This is a genomic window from Candidatus Poribacteria bacterium (assembly GCA_028820845.1).
In the GTDB taxonomy this organism is placed as follows: Bacteria; Poribacteria; WGA-4E; order WGA-4E; family WGA-3G; genus WGA-3G.
On record JAPPII010000101.1, the window covers coordinates 63,202 to 83,958 of the forward strand.

A 20,757-nucleotide genomic window follows, 5' to 3' on the forward strand; every position below is an offset into this window, starting at 1 on the left:
ACTGCACTATTATGTGCCTAATTTTTCGGGGTGAGCGGTTGTGAATCTTCCGGTGAAACGCAGAAAAGTCCGCCGCGGTATTCTTATTGAGCAAAATAGGAACTAAATACTGGCAATGAACCTCCCCGGATTCAACAAACCGTCTGCATCAAATTTGGCTTTAACCTGTTTCATGAGATGAAGTATATTTCCGACCGGTCCCCAAACGTCAATATGCCGTTTGAGTTCAGACGGTGCGGTTTCTACGATGAGATTTCCTCGCATTTCCAGTGCCGATTGGCGCAGTGCCGTCAGCACGTCCGAAAGGGCTTGAAAATCTGTTTCTGGCACTACCGGAATCTTAAGATATAACACACCGTTTCCGAGTAACGCCATCATTTGCACATCGTGCGTCCAACTCACTCCCATAATTTGCTCAGAAAACGCAACGATGTCGGTTCGTTTCAAGTTTATTTTCACGATGACGCTTTCAGCGTTCTCGTTATACGCTGAGAATTCCTGAATAATCTCTTGAATGTGTTGCTGCGATTCATCTTCGGTGGTTGTCACACCTTTTCCGCCATTTTGTTCCATAATTTCTCGGCTTTGAGCCAACTGCCACGCCACGGTCTCAGGGTCCCCGCCGAATCCGGTCACCAACATAAATTTCTTTTGTCCGCGAGTTTCCGGACACCTCGGATCGAAATTAATGAATAAATTCACGAACATCGGTAACGTCTGCGAACTAACGATACTTAAACCTGTGTTGACTGTGTTTTGAATGTCCTGAAATTCTGTTGCGACTATTGCTTGTCGGGTCGGTATCGGCGATAATTTGAGGGCAACTTCGGTGATGATACCCAGTGTTCCGAAAGCGCCTATGTAGAGTTTGTTGAGATCATATCCCGCGACATTTTTCACGACTTTCCCGCCACTTTTGACGACAGTGCCATTTGCGTGAACAACTCGCATTCCCAACACCTGATTTCGGGCTGTTCCGTGTCGAAGTCGGAATGAACCGCTTGTATTTGTTGCAACAATCCCACCAATGGTACATCGTTCTGCGTAAGGTGGATTCATTGCCAAAAACTGCCGATGTTTCGCCAATTCCTTTTGAAGGTCTGCCAAGCGAATACCGGCTTCCACAGTTACAGTTAGATCCGCTGGTTCATATTCGACAACGCTGTTCAGATGTGTTGTTGATAGGACTACGTCTACTTTCTCTGGAATATTTCCTATGCCGAGTTTCGTGCCTGCACCAGCAGGGATAACCGACAAATCCTGTTTCGCTGCAAATTGAAGGATGTCCTGTATCTCTTGAACAGATGCAGGCAAGACAACCGCCTTCGGAGCGCATCCGTCAATAGCATAAGATGCGGATGCCGCCTCTGAAAGGACACCTGAATCTCCAACAATCTGCCTAAGTTCATCGTGCAAAGCACGTGAGTTTTCCATCTGCTTTTCTTTTTTTTATACTTATGTATCAGTCTTATTGGTCAGGATTCTTATCTCAAACCCCTCTATTTTTTCGACTTGATCCGGTTGAACAGGAGTTTGGTAAATGGAGAAATCTTCCAAACGTTTCACGCTCCGTTCAAGCAAAGCAACTATGACACTTGTCTCTATCACTCACCTATCCCTCCACATTAATCTGGTCAAGACTAAAGTGGATTTGTCTCGTCCAGTACTCCCCTGCCCTACTATCAAGGTATTCTACCTTGTCACCAGTGCTCGACATGCTTCCCTCAGAATCAAATTTATGTCCTAAAGCAGAAGCAAAAGTATCAATGAATCGCTCGTAACTGCGGGTAGGGATAATAGGTGTCTTATCTGCTTCACTAATAATAATACGGACCGAAAATTCATTACCTCCCAGATGCTTAATAGACTCAACTTCCGTAATGTCTTGAAGCATATCTCGGACAGTTTTGATAACATCATCTTTGGAATAGGTTTTCATTTAGAAATTCCTCATTGCATCAGGTTGCAAACCCAACTTTTCATAAGATTCGGCAGTCGGGAAAATCTTACCCGGATTACAGAGTCCAGTCGGGTTAAAGATGCTTTTGACCGTTGCCATAACTTGTAAATCAGCAGGACTGAAAATCAAGGGCATATAATCCATCTTTTCAACACCGATACCGTGTTCGCCAGTGATTGTGCCACCGACTTCAGCGCATACCGTCAGGATTTCCTTGTTGACATGCTCTACGCGTTCGCATTGGTCAGCATCGCGTTCGTTAAAGAGGACAATCGGATGGATGTTACCATCACCCGCGTGAAATACGTTTGCAATCGGGATCTGATATTGTTCGGAAATTTCGGAGATACGACGCAAAACCTTCGGGAGCGTCGTCCTCGGGACGACCCCATCTTGTGTGATATAGTTCGGTGCGAGGCGTCCGAATGAACCGAACGCGCTTTTCCGAGCCTTCCAAAGTTCCTGTCGTTCTGCCTCATTCTTGGCGTAACTCACATCTCGGGCGTTGTGCTGTTTAAAAATCTCTAAAATCTGCTCTGTTTGGTTCTGCATACCTGCTTCAATACCGTCGAGTTCCACAATCAAGATGGCTTCAGCGTCAAGCGGAAAACCGAAGTGGAACGCCTCTTCCAACGCACGAATGACGAGCGTATCCATCATTTCCAGTGCAGCGGGAATAATACCTTCACCAATGATCGTTGAGACTGCGTTGGAGGCATCGTCCATCGTTTCAAAAACTGCGAGTGCAGTCTGATACGCTTGCGGATTACGGGTGAGACGGACAACGGCTTTCGTCACTATACCGAATGTGCCTTCGGAGCCGATCATCACACCGCGGAGATCGTAGCCGATTGTATCTTCGACACTGCCACCGAGTTCAATAATCTCGCCGTCGGGTAAAACGACTTCCAATTCAAGCACATGGTCAGACGTAACACCATATTTCAGGGTATGCGGTCCACCGGAATTTTCGGCAATATTGCCACCGATTGTGCATGCCTTTTGGCTTGAGGGATCTGGCGCGTAATGATAACCCTTGTTCTCGACTGCCTGCGTTAGCAACAGATTAACGACCCCGGGTTCAATCACTGCCCGTTCGTTTTCAAGATCTATCTCTAAAATACGATCCATGCGATTCAGGGCAATAATAATCCCACCCTGAACGGAGAGCATACCACCACTCAAACCTGTGCCACCGCCGCGAGCGATAAACGGGACACCGTATTTATTTGCCAACTTTACAATATCCGATACCTGTTTTGCTGTATCTGCGAAGACAACAATATCTGGCATTGCCTTAAAAGACGGCGCGGCATCACATTCATATACCGATAAAGCCGTCGGATCCGTTAGAACATTTTTAGAACCCAAAAGCGTAGAGAGGTCGGCAACAATTTGTTCTTTTTGATCCATAGTCTATGTCCTTCTGCAAGGTAATTTTAGTTATTACATTTAGTTTACCACATTTTTGCTCGTATGTCCAATTAGAAATATAGCGAATGTCTCTCAGACTAATTCTTTATTTGTTAGAATATTGGGCAATGTGTTATAATTATAAAATCTGATACGATCTACCAAAATTGGATTATGGAGGGACAAAAATGCGAAAATCTATCTCGGTTTTAGGAATTAGCTGTTTATTAGTGATGTGGGTAATCCCGCAGCTCTGTTCTGCCGAAATTGATCCTGAAACGGCAGTCGGTGTCTGGCTCTTTGATGAAGGTGCTGGCAAGACAACCAAAGATTCTTCAGAATTCGGACACGACGGCACAATTAACGGTGCGAAGTGGAAAGACGGAAAAATCGGCAAAGGGCTTGAGTTTGATGGCGGACAGTGGGTATCCATTGACTCAACGCCGGAATTACAACTCGGCGATGAACTCACAATGATGGCGTGGTTCTTTGCAACAGATATTGGGGATTGGCGGCAGCTCATCGCAAAAAGCGACGAGTATCTTTTGCGGATTGACCCACCGCAGGAAGGCAATCGGATGTCTGCGTTTGTCAAACCCGGTGGAAGTTGGGAGCCGAGAGCCTCCGCAACTGTACCGGATGAGGACACCTGGATCCACTTCGCAGCGACTTACGACATCAACGAGAAGGCTGAACAACTCGTGGTGTATGTGAATGGCGTGAGAGCAGGAGTGAGTACACGTCCCGGTAAAACGACCGTCACAGGGAATCCTGTTGAGATTGGTCGATGGGGTGGTGGTTCATTTTTCGTCGGTATTATTGATGAAGCGGCTATTTTTAACACGGTGCTCAGTGAAGACGACTTAGCGATTATCGTAGAACACGGGTTGGCGAAGGCACTTGGTGGGTTAGACGTTGAACCGTTGGATAAGTTGGCGTTAACGTGGGGTACTCTCAAAGGGATTCGGTAATTCGGGATTCTCTTTGCAACAATGCCTTACGCCATGTTATAATAACCCAAATTGATCGTGCCGTATTCAGTTTCAAATCCTGGGTTTGGATTGTGTCTGCTGTAGACCCCGTATTTATGGTTAATTTTTGATCTGAGAGGTGCAGTAAATCGAGCGATTCCGCACCGACCTTTAACGGGAGGGTAGATATAGTCCTCGTAGTTTGTTTTATACTAACGATGAGGCAGTTTATAAGTTAGGACATATCATGGGACTTTAAGCGAGCGAGCTTTATTATATCGCGAGGTAAAAATGAGTAGAAAGAATATATTACGGGTCGATAAGGATACACTTGCCAAAGATGTAACTGGAAAAGTTTATATCGTAACAGGTGCTAATTCGGGAGTTGGTCTTGAAACGACAAGACAATTAGTTAAGCAAGGTGGCCATGTAATAATGGCATGCAGAAGACTCGAGGCAGCGGAAGAGATCGCCAACAGTTTTACCGGATTAAGAGGGGGTTATGAGGTCATGAAATTAGACCTTGCCGATCTACAGTCGGTGAGGGAGTTTGTTGATGCATTCCTGAAGAAATATGATAAACTGGATGGTTTAGTGTGCAATGCTGGACTTGTGACCTCTGGCAGTGAAGTCCAAAGGACGAAAGATGGGTTTGAGATGGCGATCGGCGTGAGTTATTTCGGGCATTTCTTGCTTACTGAATTATTGCTTGAGGTGTTGAAGGAAAGTGCCCCATCAAGAATGGTAATTGTTTCGTCTGTTGTTCATGCAGGCAGTAAACAAAATCGACCCACTGTGCATTTGGACGACTTGAATTTTAATACAAGAAAATTCAATAATTTCGCGGCTTATGCTGAGGCTAAAGTTGCTGCTGTCTTATATGCAATGGAACTTGCGGAAAGACTAAAAAGCGCGGGTGTTACGACGGCTTCCGTTCACCCGGGGTGGGCACGCTCAAACTTCGGCGGCAATAGCTGGTTTGTGAGAATCATGCGGGTGATACTGGCACCGCTCAACCCTTTTATCACTGAGAGTAACGAAGAGGCAGCCCAAACGTCACTTCATTGTTTACTCTCTGATGATGTACCAAACCATTCAGGGGCGTATTTTAGTCAGAGCAGTGTACTTTATAGAGACAAAGAATGTAAAAAAGGGGGTTGGCCCATGACATCTCCAAATCCGAACGCCAAAGATATGGGGACTGCAAAGAAATTAGTGGATCTCAGTTATAAATTGGTTGGATTGGAGCAGTAGGGGTACCCATAAGAAAAATGAAAAAATTAGGAGGTTGACTATGAAAACGCTAATGATTCTGGTATGCGGAGTGCTGGTGTTCGGTCCCATGATACAAGCCTCTGCTGGTGTGTGGACAGACCCGTTTGATGGTGATGAACTTGTTGACGGATGGGAATTTCGCGACTATCGTGACAAAGTTACAACGTATGAAGTCAAAGACGGCTTCTTGCAGATGACGAATCCGAAGGGCGGATGGGGGCATACGACCCCTGATAAACCGATGCTTGAACGAGAAGTCCCGAAAACTGCGGCGAAAAATATAACCGTGAGCGGGATTTTTTCCACCGAGCCTGATAAACCAGCAGATTCGTGGATTGGTATTTTCCTTTACAGTGATGATGACATGAACTATGCCTGTTTACTGTTTGGCGGCGAAGCCAATCAACCGCAGAAAACGCTTATCGGTAGTATGGTTGAAGCCAATTGGCAAGACAAAGGACACTTCCAGACCGGTTTTGATGTCCCCCTTCACCTCAAGATCGTCAAAGAGGATGACCTCTTCTCGGGTTATTACCGAGAGAGTGAAAAGGATGAATGGGAACTCTCTGGAAACAAAACGTGGAACCATAAGTTTGATGTTGAACGCGTCGGTATCGGTTTCATGAACAGTTGGGGTGGTCAAACGGTTACGTTTCTGGTCGATACACTTTCCATTGAAGGCGAAGGGATTGAACCTTTGGCAATCGCTCCTGAAGGTAAGTTGGCGACTACATGGGGAACACTCAAACAGAACTAAGGTGAGCATAACCCCCTGATATATCAGCGAATTTAAAATGGGGTAGCACATGCCCTACCCCTATAATGTCGCTTTAAAATAGTGCTGCACCATAAAAGACTTTCTCAATCTCCGTTAGGCTACAAAAAATAAGGAGAAATTCTACTGCCATGTCCATTCCTAAGATATCCGTGAATAACCCTGTTTTGGCAAATATGCTAATGATTATAATCATTGCTTTTGGGACGTATGCATGGATAAACCTCCCACGGGAACTCACACCCGAAATCGCATTACAGAGCGCGACCATCACAACTCTATATCCGGGTGCCTCCCCCGAAGAAGTTGAAAAACTCGTCACTGCTCCCATTGAAGACGCTATTGAGGAAAATGTCAGCAAAATCAATCTACTGTTCTCTACCTCTTCGGAAGGAAGATCCGTGATCTCTGTCGACTTTGAAGAAATGAGTGACCGAGATTACGACAAGGAGATTGAAAATCTCCGCACTGCTGTTGAAGGTGTAAATGACTTGCCAGAGGAGATTTTAGATGATCCAAGGGTCGAAGAACTTGATATCTCATCCGGTTTTCCTATGCTGACAATCGTTGTTGGCGGCGATATTTCGGAAAGGCAGATGCGGGATATTGCCGAAAATCTCAAAGATGAAATATTGGATATTAAAAACATCGCATCTGTCCGGATAGCAGGGCTCCGTGAAAGAGAAATCTGGGTTGAGATGGATCCCGATCGGTTGAAAGCCTATCAGATTCCCATTGCGGGCGTTGTTGCTGCGCTGGGTACCAGCAACTTGAACCTACCAGCAGGCACGATGGAACTCGGTAATACGGAATTCATGGTGCGGACGATGGGCGAATTTGCGAGTCCAGATACAATCGGTGAAACCATCATCGCCGTTCAATCGACAGGGACACCCCTGCGCCTAAAGGATGTCGCAACCGTTTCGGACACCTATGAAGAGGCAAGGACGCTATCACGGATTGGTGGGGAACCCTCTATCAGCTTAAGTGTCCAAAAAAAGACGGAAGGCAACACGATTGCCTTGGTTGCTGAACTCCGTGAGTTGGTTCAAAAACGGAGCGGCGACCTGCCTGACGGTGCCGAATTGACTGCGGTTAACGATTATTCGGTTATCCTCAAAGAACGTTTAGGGATTCTTGAAACAAACGCACTCTTCGGTTTGGTGCTTGTTGTTTTGATGCTCCTGCTCTTTATCGGGTGGCGCAACGCTATGTTCGCTGCACTCGGAATACCGGTTGCCTTTATGGCAACGTTTTGGTTCATGTCTGTGGGGGGGTACTCACTCAGTGGTGTTTCCTTGTTTGGGCTTATTTTGGTCGTAGGGATTGTTGTAGATGACGCTATTGTTGTTGTAGAAAATATCTATCGGCACCTTGAGACGGGGGCATCTCCGAAAGTTGCTGCGATTCGCGGCGCAGAGGAGGTTGGTTGGCCCGTTGTGGCGGCAAGTTTGACAACGATCTGTGCTTTCGGTCCGTTGATGTTCATGTCGGGCGTTCCTGGGCAGTTTATGCGGGTCGTGCCGATTATGGCGATTCTGGTGTTGATAGCTTCTCTTTTTGAAGTCTTCGTCATTTTGCCAGCACACGTCTCTGAATGGGGAAGACCGAAACCCCGTACGGGACGCAGCAGACTTGAACCCCTCCGAACCCGATCTCCGAATACCTTTAGCCTAACTGTCCCTATCGTCGGCTTTTTGGCATGGTTCGGTACGGTTTTTGACCTCATCCGAAACCGATATGTGAGAGTCTTGAAAAAGACGATCCGATACCGATATGCTTTTGTTGGGTGTGTTCTCTTGATTGGATCGGTTGTGTGTGTTAGCGCGTTTGTGGTGCTTGACAAGGAGCTCTTTCCCGGAGAGGATTTCCCACAGTTCTATGTCAAAGCCGAAATGCCGCCTTCCTATGGTATGCAAGAGACGACTAACGTGATAGCTCAGATTGAAGAAGCCGCGAAAACGCTTCCATCAAGCGAAGTCGCTGCGATCGTCAGCAACGTTGGGTTACATACACCAACGGGTGCTATGATGGAAGGTGTTACATACGGCTCAAATTTCGGAGAAGTTATTGTTGAACTCACACCAAAACAAGAACGCACTCGAGGTGTAGATGACATCATCGCCGAACTGCGGACGAAAACCACAACGATTAGTGGCATAGAGGAGTTGAATTTCATTACACAGGAAGGCGGGCCCCCACAAGGAGAGGATGTTGAAGTTAAGGTAAAAGGGGCGAGATTTGAACAACTTACTGCACTCGCTGATACCCTGAAAGCATCACTCTCGCAGATGGATGGGGTCTACGACATTCGAGACGACTTTCGGACAGGTAAATCCGAACTCCGTATCTATCTGAAACCGGAGAAGGCCCATCAATACGGATTAACCACATTCCAAATTGCGCAAACAGTGCGCACCGCTATTGAGGGTGCCAAAGCGACAACTTATCGGGAAGCAGACGAGGCGATTGATGTTATCGTCAAATACGAGGAAGATACGCTTGGAAACCTTGCTGAACTGAATAATCTGTTGATTGCAACACCCAGTGGGGCTATCGTTCCGCTCAAGGATGTCGCCGATATTACAGAGGAAAAAGGGTATTCTGATATCCGCCGGTTTGACGGTGAACGGGCGATTACGGTTTATGCTTCTGTAGATAGGGCAAAAACAACCCCTTTTGCAGCAACTCAGGCGTTAATCGGCACGTTCGCCGATGTTGGATCCCTGTATCCGGGATACCAACTCGATTTTCGAGGGCTTTTTGATGAGATTATAGAGTCCTTTTCCGAGTTGTGGAAACTGTTCATCGTCGGGCTGTTGTTGATTTATGTTGTGTTAGGTGCGCAATTTAAATCATTTATACAACCTATTATCATTATGCTTGCTGTTCCATTCGGGATGATAGGTGCGATGGTTGGGTTATTCCTTGCCAATGCAACGCTTAGCATGGTCGCCATGTTTGGTATCGTCGCACTTTCAGGAATTGTGGTGAACGATTCGATTGTCCTTATCGACTTCATTAACAAGTACCGAGAGCGTGGGTACAACAAATGGTATGCGATCCTGAAAGGTGGGAGTATCCGATTGCGTCCGATCATTCTCACCTCGCTGACGACGATTTTCGGACTCATTCCGATGGCAATCGGTTTAGGTGGCAAATCGCCGATCTGGATGCCGATGGCGTATACAATTATCTTTGGGCTCGCGCTTGCAACTACAATGACGCTGTTTGTAATGCCCGCCCTATATGCGATTACAACAGATCTACGAGCGGTTTTCCTGAAAAATCCAGAAGAACGTTTCCAAACCGTTTCAGACGAAAACCTATTAGGGGTTGCAGTCCCAGCTGATGACTAAATTGAGCAATAGAGCGAGGCACGAAGCCTCGCTCTCTATAATTTTGCCTCTTGTGAAACGGAAACTCTGCAAGCTAAACACTCAGCATTCAGCACCTCACACCGTAAAATCCTATCACCATGTCTATCCCCAGGATGTCCGTAAATAATCCCGTTTTAGCGAATCTTTTGATGGTTATAATTATCGCTTTCGGGTTGTACGCATGGATAAATTTACCGCGAGAACTCACACCCGAAGTCTCAGTACAGAGCGCAGTTGTAACAACGTTATATCCGGGAGCATCCCCTGAAGAAGTTGAAAAGCTTGTCACTGCTCCTATTGAGGATGCCATTGAAGGGAGCGTCAACAAAGTTAACCTATTGTTTTCGACCTCTTCAGAGGGGCGCTCCATTATCTTTGTCGATTTTGAGGAGATAAGGGATCGGGATTTCGACAAGGAACTTGAGATTCTCCGCACTGCTGTTGAACAGACAAATGGGCTGCCAGAGGAGATTTTAGATGACCCGAGGGTCGAAGAATTTGATACTTCATTTGGTTTTCCTGTGTTGACGATTGTTGTTGGTGGAAATATTTCGGAAACACAGATGCGGAAAATTGCCGAAAATCTCAAAGACGAAATCTTAGACATCAAAAATATTGCTGCCGTCCGAATAGCAGGTCTCCGTGAGAGGGAAATATGGGTTGAGGTAAAGCCTGATCGCTTGAGAGCTTACCAATTGCCTATTGCAACCGTTATCACTGCCCTGAGTACCAGCAACTTGAACCTCCCGGCAGGTACGATGGAACTCGGGGACACGGAATTCATGATCCGAACGATGGGAGAATTCACCGATTTGGAGACTATTGGCGAAACTCTCATCCCTATTCAACCCACAGGGTGGTCTCTCCGTCTGAAAGATGTCGCAACGATCTCTGACACCTATGAGGAAGTGCGGACCCTATCGCGAATTGACAGACAACCCTCGATTAACCTAAGTGTGGAGAAAAAGACAGAAGGAAACACAATCGCATTAGTTGCTGAACTCCGCGAATTAGTCGAAAATCGGAGAAGGTATCTCCCCGAAGGTGCTGAATTGACGGTTGTTAACGACTATTCGGTTGTTCTCAAAGAAAGATTGGGGATTCTTGAAACAAATGCACTTTTCGGTTTGGTGCTTGTCGTTTTGATGCTCCTCCTTTTTATCGGATGGCGGAATGCGCTATTTGCGGCACTGGGTATACCCGTTGCGTTCATGGCGACGTTTTGGTTTATGTCTGTAGGCGGCTATACACTCAGTGGTGTTTCCTTGTTTGGACTTATTTTAGTGGTAGGAATTGTTGTAGATGATGCTATTGTCGTCATAGAAAACATCTACCGATATATTGAAGCAGGGGAACCTCCGAGAGTTGCTGCGGTTCGCGGCGCAGAAGAAGTCGGCTGGCCCGTTATGGCGGCGAGTTTGACGACAATCTGCGCGTTTGGTCCATTGATGTTTATGTCCGGTGTTACTGGACAGTTTATGCGAATCGTGCCGATTATGGCGATTTTGGTGCTGATAGCTTCTCTTTTTGAAGTCTTCGTCATTTTACCAGCTCACGTCTCCGAATGGGGAAAAGCCAAAATCCGAACAGGATACAGGGGTTCTGCCAGGCTCCAACGCCAGTCTCACGGTGCCTTTACGCTAAGTACTCGCCTCATCGGTTTTTTTGCTTGGTTTGCCACATTTTTTGACTTTATTCGGAATCGATATGTTAGGATATTGAAAATAACCATCCGACACCGATATGTCTTTGTGGGGAGTGTCCTCTTCATCGGATTGGTTGCATGCGTCGGGGCATTTTTGGTACTTGACAGGGAGCTCTTCCCCGGTGAAGACTTTCCACAATTTTATGTTAAAGCCGAGATGCCGCCATCCTACGGAATTCAGGAAACAACGGAAGTGATTGCCCAAATTGAAGAGATGGCTAAAGAACTTCCTGCGACTGAAGTCGCTGCGGTCGTCAGCAATGTCGGTTTACACACATTTATGTCGGGTTTGGTAAGAAGAAGTGTTACCTACGGTTCAAATCTCGGAGAGGTAATCATCGAGCTCACACCTAAAAAAGAACGCACGCGAGGTGTAGATGAGATCATCGCGGAGCTACGGACAAAAACCACCACAATTAGTGGAATAGAGCGGCTGAATTTCGTTACACAGGAAGAGGGACCCCCACAAGGCGCGGACGTAAGAGCCAGGGTAAAAGGACCGAGATTTGAGAATCTGACTGAACTCGCTGACGTTCTTAAGACAGTCCTAACTCGGATAGAAGGTGTTTACGACATCCAAGATGACTTCAGCACCGGAAAGGCTGAATTGCGCATCTACTTGAATCAGGAGAAAGCATATCAATATGGATTAAGTACATTTCAGGTTGCCCAAACGGTTCGGACTGCTCTTGCGGGTGCTAAAGCCACAACCTATCGTGAAGCGGACGAAGCAGTTGATGTCATCGTCAAATATAAGGAAGATACTCTTAAAAACCTTGCCGAACTTAACAATTTATTGATTGCAATCCCGACAGGTGCGATTGTTCCACTTAAAGACGTTGCGACCATCAGGGAGGAGAAGGGTTATGCAGATATCCATCGATTCGACGGGGAACGATCAATCTCGGTTTATGCCTCAGTAGATAGAGCAAAAACAACGCCAGTGAGGGTAAATCAGGCGTTAATTCGTACGTTCGCTAACGTAGAATCTCTGTATCCGGGATACCAACTCGATTTTCGAGGGGTTTTTGATGAGATTACAGAATCCTTCTCCGAGTTGTGGAAATTGTTTATTGTTGGATTGTTGTTAATTTATATGGTATTAGGTGCGCAATTCAAATCGTTTAGTCAACCAATTATTATCCTCTTGGCTGTGCCATTCGGAATGATTGGAGCGATGATAGGAACCCTACTTTCTAATGCGACACTTAGCATCGTCGCTATGTTTGGTATTGTAGCACTTTCTGGGATTGTCGTGAACGATTCGATTGTGCTGATTGATTTCATTAACAAGCATCGGGAACGTGGTCACAATAAATGGTATGCGATTCTAAAAGGAAGTAGCATCCGACTGCGTCCGATTATACTCACTTCATTGACGACAATTATTGGTCTTATTCCAATGGCAATCGGTTTAGGGGGCAAATCGCCAATCTGGATGCCGATGGCGTATACGATCATTTTCGGACTCGCGTTTGCAACCTTGATGACGTTATTCGTAATGCCAGCGTTGTATGCCATCACAACAGATTTGCGAGCGTTCTTCTTGAGAAATCCAGAGGAACGCTTCCGTCCTGTTTCCGATGAAGAGCTGCTGGGTGCCGCAACCCCGGCTGATGATTAACCAGAGGTATAGGGCATATCTCCAAATTCTGCCCTGTTTCGCTTTCACATATTATAGAAGGATGAGAACTTAATATGAAAATTACCTTTATTGGTGTTGGCGGCATCACCAGAAGTTACCGCCAAAGCCTCAAACAACTCGAACGTCCCATTGCAGCAGTCTGCGATATAAATGCTGAACGTGCCACAGCCATCGCTGCTGAAGAAAATGCAACACCGTACACTGACCACGGTGAGATGCTACAAAAAGAGAAACCCGATGTTGTATTTATCTGTATTCCACCGGGTGCGCATACGACACAGGTTGTCGATGCAGCAGCATCCGACGCAGCACTCTTCGTCGCCAAACCCGTTGCGCAGGATTTAGAAACCGCACAACGCACTCGCGACGCAATTGATACGGCTGGTGTCCTCAGTCAAGTCGGCTATATGGCGCGATACAGCGACATTACAGCAAGAGCGAAGGAGTTAGTCGGAGATCAGAAACTTGCTATGGGGATTGGACGGTTTCTCACGCGGATGGGTGCTAATCATCCATGGTGGGGGAAATACGACGTGTCCCGCGGACAAATGGTGGAACAGACGACTCACGTCTTTGACCTCATCCGTTATTTTCTCGGTGATGTGACGAGTGTTCAGGCTTACGGTATCAAAGGCGTTTCCGAAGGTATCGCAGACTTCGAGGAGTGTACCGTTTGCAACATGCAGTTTCAGAGCGGAGCAGTAGGGAGTATCACCAGTACGTGTGTTGCCCGTGCACACGACAACTTCGCAACCGAATTGGTAGGTGATGCCATCTATCTCAAACTCACACACGATCTCGGATTACGGGGTCAGATTGGTGATGAAACGATTAACTACACCGGCACTGAGGCGGGGTACTTCCGACAGGTTGAACAGTTCATCAATGCGGTTGAAGCGAACGATCAAGAATTGGTGCTTTCGTCCTACGCCGATGCCGTCAAATCGCTTGCTGTCACACTCGCTGCAAATCGTTCATTGGAGACAGGACAAGTTGAACAAGTGGTAGTATAGCCAAGGAATGAAAAAATAAAACGGGCGAATATGTTTGACAATATAAATGTTAGGATTTCCCAATCTCAGAACATATGAAATTACCGTTTGCTGGATTTCCTCAAAGCTTGTGCTAAATTGCCTTCATGGCCGCATCGCGCAGTATTAATCGGAAATTGCTCGCCTCGGAACCTGATTCTGGAAGTTCTGAGGCGATTTCGCTGACTTCTGTGTATACTACCTCCGTGAACTAAGATAAGAGTAAGGTTCATATCAACATTACTTGGCGTGTGGTTATCAACGATGCGCGCGCCTTCCTGCAGCTGTGCGATTGCTTCTGACACATCAACATCGCCTCTCTTAAGTTCCATTGGAACCCCGACGAGGCAGTTTTGGGCAGCGTCAATGTAGAAAAGAACAAAATCACATTGGTTGGTATCCGCTCTGCCTGTTGGAAAAGCAAGGTCTACATCCAATACAACGCGTTCAGACGGTATGCTTGCCATAGAGACGCGGCATCCTTCTTTGGTATAGGATGTTGCTCTTCTGTTCCCTATCCATTGACGAATCTCCTCGAGGGTTTCATACAGGTTCACGTCCGCTTTCACCTTTCTTTTTTTCAAGTCTCTGTTGGAGATTCACTGATCGGTTATAGAGTCCTTCAGCAACATCCTCATAATCTTCTGGGGATATGCCTTCTCGGGGATGAAACGGAATTTCCCGCACAGGTTTGTCCTTTTGGAAATGCCATACACCAACTTCGTTCGGTAGGAGCCAACTTGCAGGTTCGTCGGTTTCGTCTTCTAATAGTCCTTCAAGCGTCAGATTGCTTATTTCCTGAAGTAGCCAGTCGCTGTATGTTGTTATAATCACTCTTACCCCTGCCCTAACCAAGCGAGCGAGGATAACTGCTATATCTGCTTGCGCACCAGGGTGCAAGTGTGCTTCGGGTTCTTCAATAATGAGTGTGTCGCCAGGACGGACAAGACCTCTGAGAAACAAAACCAAGGGAGCAAGTTCAGATACCATTGATGAGGTTTGGCTTAAACGTATATCCTCTTCTACACCTTGTGGTTGGTAGCGAAAGTCTGGATATCCGATTAATGAAGGTTCCACACGTATTTGCCCCCCAAGGACATCGGATTCAAGGGTCATTGCCAGGTGTTTCATTTCATCATTAGGAATTTTGCCTTCTTCGTAAAGGATAATCCTTTCCATAAAATCTGCTATCACTCCTGACATAGTGGGAACTTCGGGGAAACGTTCCAAACCTACTCGGGTCGTACGTTTCACAAGCGAACTTGCGATAATACGATGACTTTGCATTATTCCGCTCCGAGCAGCAGGCATATAGTACCTATTTCTTTTTTTAGGCCCACTAATACTTATGCTGGCCCTGTTGTCATCAACAAGAAGTTCTGCGGAAACCAAACATTCTATAGGAAGAAGTACTAGGTCATCCTCAGTTGAAATATTCAGAACAGTAGAACTATCTAAGTTAACTTCTGATTCAGAAACATTCATCTTGAAGTTCCAATATTCTTGTCCTCCTTCAATAACCTTCAGCAAAGTTGTCATTTCACTATGCTTTACTTCAGTCATACGGATCAGTTCTGGAATGGAATTAAGATCAAAACAATTTTTGAGTTCATCTTGCAATGTTTCTGTAAAAAAATCTGTCTCTTTGATTATAGAGCCTAATTTTTGTCGCATTTCCTTGGACAAATCCGACAATTTAAAAGGTCTGCCCCACATTCCTAATTTATTGACTATATCCTGAATTTCCGTTCTTGGCATAGTGTGATCAGTTAAAAGTTGACGTACTATACTTAGAACTTCTCCTTGCTCAAAAGGAGAAAGAAGGCCTGAGCCAGATAAACCGTTAAAAGTGCCATGCAACGCATACACCAACGTAGCAAAATAGGTTTTTCCTGTATTACTTGGACCGACAAACACTGTCAGCGGACGCAAATCAATATTTGCTTCAGCGATGGGGCCGAAGTTCTCAACAGCAATTTCAACATTCGGATGCTGCGTGCCTTTGGTTTCGCTCATTATGATTTCTCCTCATCTGATTTGCGTCCACAGATGTGCTTACGAAATATACCTTAGAAAAACGTCAAATACGGCTTATCATTTATCTCTCGCCATAGCAGCACTGCGAGTTCACGCGCGTGGTAATCGCCCCACATCGAAGCCTCTCCACACGGAATCTTCCGACCTTCCGGCACATAGTCCCAGCCGTTCGGACGGTGGTACACCGAATGTAACAACAATCCCTGATGTGTATCAGATTCAGACAGATATGGTTCAGCGAAGAGCGTTTGGGCGACCGTTAGACCGGCTTGATAGTAGGCGTTTCCTGCGTCTGGTTCACCGTGTTTTTTGAGGTAATTGCCGAGTCGGATTAACCCTTGTGCCGCGATGGCTGCGGCGGAACTATCCACGGGTTCAAGATCATTGTACGGATTCGCAGGCACAGCCAAATAATCACCAAGTCCCGATAAACCCGGGGCACCCGTATCCCAATACGGAATCCCATCTTGAGCAGTGTTTTCAATATAGAAATCTGCAGTGGCTTCTGCAGCCTTGCGCATGTGTGCTGTTGCCAGCGCGTATCCCCCGTAGGGTTCGAGTTCGTCTTCAGAGAGTGTGTCAAAGAATTCGAGTTGCTCAGCATAACCTGTAATAATCCATGCCAACCCGCGTGTCCATGTCGTAAAGGGTGAATATCCCTGCTGCGTACTCGGACAGCGATAGTTTCCGTCGTTGGTGTTGAAGATAGATTCATGCACAACCCGTCCACGTAAATCAAACGCATCACGTCCTTCGCCATAGTAGACATTATAGGCTGCCGTTGTCTGGGAGTGCTGGAGGAGACGTTCCATCAGGCTAATAGCGACATCGCCTTCACCCATGAGTACCGCGCCAAGCGTATGTCCGAGTGCTAAAGCACGCAGGGAACGGATTGTGTCCGAAAAGAGCGAATGCGGTCCGTTGAAAGAAGCGATATACCCGCTCCCATCTTTTATCTGGGTCCAGCGACTCGCTTGCACAGCGGCGGAGGCTTTTAATGCAAGTTCGTAAAAATCCATCTCGCTATCGTTCCACGGAATCACACCCTCTCGCATCAGTCGGCGGAGGTTTCCGTAAGTCGAGACGTTGTTGAACCCATGGTCATGCACACCGATATGTGTGACGTGCGGTGCCATCTTTTCAATCGTATTCCGTCTGCCGATTTCAAGGAACTGCTCATCACCGGTGGCATCGAATTGGAGGATAGCGGAACCGAATTGGAAACCCTGTGTCCACTCCGTCCAACCGCGTGTTGTATAGATGCCAGCAACGGTGAAGACCGGTGTGCCTTTTTCAGAGGGCCACGTGTCCTCAATGGCTAAAATCTTTTGACCTGAGCATTCAAAAAGTTTCTCAATTTGAGGTTTCAGGTCGGTGATGTGCAATGAATCATTTATCTGCATTTTACTGTAGTTGCTCCTCTGTATACTAAAACTGGGTTACGGTGCGCCTTCAGGATCAGTATCTTTATACCGTTCACATATCACTTCGATGAGGTTGGTTGTCGATTTGCCCGGAACGTTCAAGCCGACGATCACTTTACCACCGTTTGCTTCAACGACATCTTTTTCTATGAGTTCCTCCAGTTTATAGTCGCCGCCTTTAACGTGGATATCCGGCTTAAGTTCGGAAAGCAAATCAATGGGTGTTAATTCTGGAAAGATAACGACGTAACTGACGCACTCCAATCCGGCGAGCATCTCTGCGCGTTCCGCTTCAGGAACCAGGGGCCGATTTTCACCTTTGAGCTGCCGCACCGAGGTATCACTATTAACTGCCACGACGAGTAGATCGCCGAGTTGACGTGCTGCTTGTAGGTACCGGAGATGTCCTAAGTGCAGAACATCAAAACAACCGTTAGTCGTAACAACGACAGCCCCATCTGTTTTCGCTTCTTGAAGAATAGATTCAAGTTGACTGCGATCGTGGATCTTTTGGCTTGACATTTGTTCCCTGGATAATGCCGTTTTGTGTTTTCTAATCGTGGATTTTAAAACGTTAATAGTGTAGCATGCTTTCGACCGTTTGGCAAGTTTTTCCGTATTGCACGATTGCTGACTTTTTGCTATAATGACACAGGTTTCGTAGGCGAAATATTATTTCCGTTAGGAGAGAAGAGATGATAGAAAAAAAAGAATATACACATAATAGACTACCTATCTGTACCCTCGGTGCAGATGGACACGGTAAAACAACGTTAACCGCGGCGATGGCGGAGGTCATCTCAAGAATCGGCGCAATTCATACGGACGGAGACACCGATTTTGAAGCACAATCCCCGATTCATCATCCCATTCGAGAAGGCGTTGGTATTACCTACCGTACGATTGCCTATGAAACCAGTGGCAAATTTTATACCCAAATCGACTGCGAGATGTCCTCAGATATCGTTAAAATGTTGATTAGTGGTTCACCGAGAATTCAGGGCGCGATTTGGGTGGTGAATGCTGTCGAGGGTGTTACAGCGGACTCCGATGCACATCTCCGACTCGCTAATCAGCTGCCTCTTCCAAAGGTATTGCCCTTTCTTAATACAGGGGGTGTTCCAGAAGATGATGAAATCGTAGACATCTGCAAACAAGAAATGCACGAACTCCTGAACGCGTATGGAGATGGAAAAAGTACGACACCAATAATCGTCGGTGACGCGCAAAAGGCGTTAGACTACAAAGGGAACCGGATTACCTCTTCCCAATGGCAGCCGATTGTTGATTTGATTGTCGCGATGAACAGTGTAATGCCTGCACCCGTGAATATCCAACGCTTGCCCCTCATTATGCCAATTTATGAAATTACTGACGAAACGAAAGAGAGCGTGTCCGTGCGTGGTGAAATTATACAGGGACAACTCGCTGTTGGACAGGCAGTAGATATTGTCGGTAAGGGGGACAGGATCAAAACACGGGTTGTCGGTATAAAGGAGCGTGAAGTATCTGTCGAATCTGAACCAGATTGGCTGTCTGTCGGACAAGTACTTTGTACACCGAAGACTGTCAAGTCACATGCTGAGTTTACTGCCCTTATCTATCTCTTGACGTTTGAAGAGAGCGGCACACATATCCCGCTTATTGAAAATGATAGACCCGATATCTACCTATGGGGTGTTGATATGCCAGCACACCTACACCTTCCACCCGAACTTGCCCTTGTTACATCCGGGACTTATGCCCATGTCACGCTTGTGCTTGACCTTCCGTTGGTAATGGAGATCGGCACTCGGTTTGAAGTAAAGAAGATGGGTGTACGGATCGGGTTTGGTGTTGTGACAAGCGTAACCTAATTTTTTCTGCCGGTTTATGTAGCAGATTTCAGTCCATTTTTCGTTGATCGGTAAATCGCTTGGACTTCAGTTCATATCTCGGTAGTGTTCCAAGTGGCACCGATTGAACGACAGCTCGCAGACCTAAAGCATCTCGGATAGCTGTTGTCACAGCATTGACAGTATCGGTCGGATTTGGATTTGTGGACTCAATCTGAATTTCGAGTTCGTCAAGCGTCTCTGTACCGTAAGCACGGACAGCGAATTCTTGGACCTCTGGAAACTTGAGGATAATGTTTTCAATAGTGGCGGGATACACGTTCAAACCGCGAATGATTAGGGCATCATCGAGTCTACCGGTAACACCGCCATCAAGGACACGACTCTCTCTCCCACATTCACACGGTGCTGACTTGAGTTTAACGTAGTCTCCTGTCCTATAACGGATGACCGGCATGCCAATGCGCCCTAAATTGGTGATGACTAATTCTCCCGCGTCTGTTGGATTGCCGGTCTCTGGATCAAGCACTTCACAAATAAATTCGTTTTCGTTGAGATGGACACCCGCCTGTGGTTCGCACATAACTCCCCACGCACCGACCTCCGTCGCGCCAGCGTGGTCATAAGCCTTCGCACCCCAAGCATTTTCAATCCTTTGTTTTGTTGCAGGTAAGCTGGCTCCGGGTTCACCCGCATGGATGGTCACTCGGACCGAAGATTCTTCACTGAGATTAACACCTTCTTGTGCTGCGACTTCGGCAAGCCGTAGTGCGTAAGTCGGTGTGGAGATTAGCACAGTTACTTCATTGCTCAGAATAGCGCGAATGCGTTGCTCAGAGGTAAAGCCGCCGTTCGCGATTATGAGCGCACCGAGTTGTTGTGCACCGTGGTATGCACTCCAAAAGCCGATAAAAGGACCAAACGAAAAAGCGGGCATGAGCCGATCTGCGAATGTCACGCCTGCTGCGTCGTAAATTTCTCGCCAACATTTACCCCACCAGTCCCACGATTCTGCTGTATCTAACCATCGTAAAGGTGAACCGGTTGTTCCTGATGTGCGGTGCAGACAGGTGTACTGTTCCAGTGGAAAGGTGAGATTTGTACCGTAAGGGGGATATGATACTTGGTCTGCACTGAGTTCTTCCTTTGTAGTGAAAGGCAGGTGCTGATAATCGCTCAGGGTCTGCACATCGTTTGGACGTGTAATCCCGACTTCGGTAAGTTTTCGTCGATAAAAAGCGTTTGTCTCTAACACTGGAGCGAGCATCTCGCGAAAGCGTTGTAATTGTGTGCTTGTATCCATGTC

At 46.6% G+C, this 20,757-nt stretch carries 15 protein-coding genes; 7 read left to right on the plus strand and 8 right to left on the minus strand.

Features of this window, described 5'->3' with window-relative positions; genetic code table 11:
- Nucleotides 1–102: 102 nt before the first annotated feature.
- From OXN25_18535 to OXN25_18545, 3 genes are all read right to left on the minus strand, one after another.
- A complete protein-coding gene (locus tag OXN25_18535) occupies nt 103–1,434 on the minus strand; it encodes an FAD-binding oxidoreductase (protein MDE0426852.1) in 1,332 nt (443 codons plus the stop codon).
- A gap of 178 nt (nt 1,435–1,612) precedes the next feature.
- A complete protein-coding gene (locus OXN25_18540) occupies nt 1,613–1,939 on the minus strand; it encodes a hypothetical protein (GenBank protein MDE0426853.1) in 327 nt (108 codons plus the stop codon).
- Complete coding sequence (locus tag OXN25_18545; GenBank protein MDE0426854.1) at nt 1,940–3,373, minus strand: FAD-binding protein; 1,434 nt, start codon at nt 3,371–3,373, stop codon at nt 1,940–1,942.
- Nucleotides 3,374–3,561: 188 nt separating this feature from the next.
- Between OXN25_18545 and OXN25_18550 the strand changes: the two genes are divergently transcribed.
- The 6 genes from OXN25_18550 (at nt 3,562) to OXN25_18575 (ending at nt 14,137) form a co-directional block, all read left to right on the plus strand.
- On the plus strand, nt 3,562–4,344 hold the full coding sequence (locus tag OXN25_18550; protein ID MDE0426855.1) for a LamG domain-containing protein: 783 nt from the start codon (nt 3,562–3,564) through the stop codon (nt 4,342–4,344).
- A 291-nt stretch (nt 4,345–4,635) separates the two neighbouring features.
- The gene (locus tag OXN25_18555; protein ID MDE0426856.1) at nt 4,636–5,598 is read left to right on the plus strand and encodes an SDR family NAD(P)-dependent oxidoreductase; all 963 of its coding nucleotides are present in this window, start codon (nt 4,636–4,638) and stop codon (nt 5,596–5,598) included.
- Nucleotides 5,599–5,638: 40 nt separating this feature from the next.
- The gene (locus OXN25_18560; protein MDE0426857.1) at nt 5,639–6,376 is read left to right on the plus strand and encodes a hypothetical protein; all 738 of its coding nucleotides are present in this window, start codon (nt 5,639–5,641) and stop codon (nt 6,374–6,376) included.
- A 149-nt stretch (nt 6,377–6,525) separates the two neighbouring features.
- Nucleotides 6,526–9,753, plus strand: coding sequence for an efflux RND transporter permease subunit (locus OXN25_18565; GenBank protein MDE0426858.1), 3,228 nt, complete (start codon nt 6,526–6,528; stop codon nt 9,751–9,753).
- A gap of 134 nt (nt 9,754–9,887) precedes the next feature.
- A complete protein-coding gene (locus tag OXN25_18570) occupies nt 9,888–13,103 on the plus strand; it encodes an efflux RND transporter permease subunit (GenBank protein MDE0426859.1) in 3,216 nt (1,071 codons plus the stop codon).
- A gap of 74 nt (nt 13,104–13,177) precedes the next feature.
- Nucleotides 13,178–14,137 carry a Gfo/Idh/MocA family oxidoreductase gene (locus tag OXN25_18575; protein MDE0426860.1) on the plus strand — a complete coding sequence of 320 codons (960 nt, stop codon included), beginning with the start codon at nt 13,178–13,180 and terminating at the stop codon, nt 14,135–14,137.
- Nucleotides 14,138–14,217: 80 nt separating this feature from the next.
- On the opposite strand, the gene OXN25_18580 is transcribed toward OXN25_18575, so the two are convergent.
- From OXN25_18580 to rfaE2, 4 genes are read right to left on the minus strand one after another with little or no spacing between them, the layout of a single operon-like run.
- On the minus strand, nt 14,218–14,712 hold the full coding sequence (locus OXN25_18580) for a hypothetical protein (protein ID MDE0426861.1): 495 nt from the start codon (nt 14,710–14,712) through the stop codon (nt 14,218–14,220).
- Nucleotides 14,699–16,171 carry an AAA family ATPase gene (locus tag OXN25_18585; GenBank protein ID MDE0426862.1) on the minus strand — a complete coding sequence of 491 codons (1,473 nt, stop codon included), beginning with the start codon at nt 16,169–16,171 and terminating at the stop codon, nt 14,699–14,701. The genes OXN25_18580 and OXN25_18585 overlap by 14 nt, the downstream gene beginning before the upstream one ends.
- Before the next feature lie 53 nt (nt 16,172–16,224).
- A complete protein-coding gene (locus tag OXN25_18590; GenBank protein MDE0426863.1) occupies nt 16,225–17,595 on the minus strand; it encodes a glycosyl hydrolase in 1,371 nt (456 codons plus the stop codon).
- Between the two features lie 36 nt (nt 17,596–17,631).
- Complete coding sequence (gene rfaE2 / locus OXN25_18595; GenBank protein ID MDE0426864.1) at nt 17,632–18,138, minus strand: D-glycero-beta-D-manno-heptose 1-phosphate adenylyltransferase; 507 nt, start codon at nt 18,136–18,138, stop codon at nt 17,632–17,634.
- Nucleotides 18,139–18,311: 173 nt separating this feature from the next.
- Here rfaE2 and OXN25_18600 point away from each other — a divergent pair, with 173 nt between their 5' ends.
- The gene (locus OXN25_18600; GenBank protein ID MDE0426865.1) at nt 18,312–19,472 is read left to right on the plus strand and encodes a GTP-binding protein; all 1,161 of its coding nucleotides are present in this window, start codon (nt 18,312–18,314) and stop codon (nt 19,470–19,472) included.
- A 28-nt stretch (nt 19,473–19,500) separates the two neighbouring features.
- Here OXN25_18600 and OXN25_18605 read toward each other — a convergent pair whose 3' ends face one another.
- Nucleotides 19,501–20,754 carry a phenylacetate--CoA ligase family protein gene (locus OXN25_18605; GenBank protein ID MDE0426866.1) on the minus strand — a complete coding sequence of 418 codons (1,254 nt, stop codon included), beginning with the start codon at nt 20,752–20,754 and terminating at the stop codon, nt 19,501–19,503.
- Between the last annotated feature and the right edge of the window lie 3 nt (nt 20,755–20,757).

What these genes read in the sequence shown, in the direction of transcription:
- OXN25_18570 (MDE0426859.1), top strand. Translation starts at nt 9,888, where the DNA reads ATGTCCGTAAATAATCCCGTTTTAGCGAATCTTTTGATGGTTATAATT.
- OXN25_18550 (MDE0426855.1), top strand. Translation starts at nt 3,562, where the DNA reads ATGCGAAAATCTATCTCGGTTTTAGGAATTAGCTGTTTATTAGTGATG.
- OXN25_18585 (MDE0426862.1), bottom strand. Translation starts at nt 16,171, where the DNA reads ATGAGCGAAACCAAAGGCACGCAGCATCCGAATGTTGAAATTGCTGTT.
- rfaE2 (MDE0426864.1), bottom strand. Translation starts at nt 18,138, where the DNA reads ATGTCAAGCCAAAAGATCCACGATCGCAGTCAACTTGAATCTATTCTT.
- OXN25_18590 (MDE0426863.1), bottom strand. Translation starts at nt 17,595, where the DNA reads ATGCAGATAAATGATTCATTGCACATCACCGACCTGAAACCTCAAATT.
- OXN25_18575 (MDE0426860.1), top strand. Translation starts at nt 13,178, where the DNA reads ATGAAAATTACCTTTATTGGTGTTGGCGGCATCACCAGAAGTTACCGC.
- OXN25_18605 (MDE0426866.1), bottom strand. Translation starts at nt 20,754, where the DNA reads ATGGATACAAGCACACAATTACAACGCTTTCGCGAGATGCTCGCTCCA.
- OXN25_18555 (MDE0426856.1), top strand. Translation starts at nt 4,636, where the DNA reads ATGAGTAGAAAGAATATATTACGGGTCGATAAGGATACACTTGCCAAA.
- OXN25_18540 (MDE0426853.1), bottom strand. Translation starts at nt 1,939, where the DNA reads ATGAAAACCTATTCCAAAGATGATGTTATCAAAACTGTCCGAGATATG.
- OXN25_18565 (MDE0426858.1), top strand. Translation starts at nt 6,526, where the DNA reads ATGTCCATTCCTAAGATATCCGTGAATAACCCTGTTTTGGCAAATATG.
- OXN25_18535 (MDE0426852.1), bottom strand. Translation starts at nt 1,434, where the DNA reads ATGGAAAACTCACGTGCTTTGCACGATGAACTTAGGCAGATTGTTGGA.
- OXN25_18560 (MDE0426857.1), top strand. Translation starts at nt 5,639, where the DNA reads ATGAAAACGCTAATGATTCTGGTATGCGGAGTGCTGGTGTTCGGTCCC.
- OXN25_18545 (MDE0426854.1), bottom strand. Translation starts at nt 3,373, where the DNA reads ATGGATCAAAAAGAACAAATTGTTGCCGACCTCTCTACGCTTTTGGGT.
- OXN25_18600 (MDE0426865.1), top strand. Translation starts at nt 18,312, where the DNA reads ATGATAGAAAAAAAAGAATATACACATAATAGACTACCTATCTGTACC.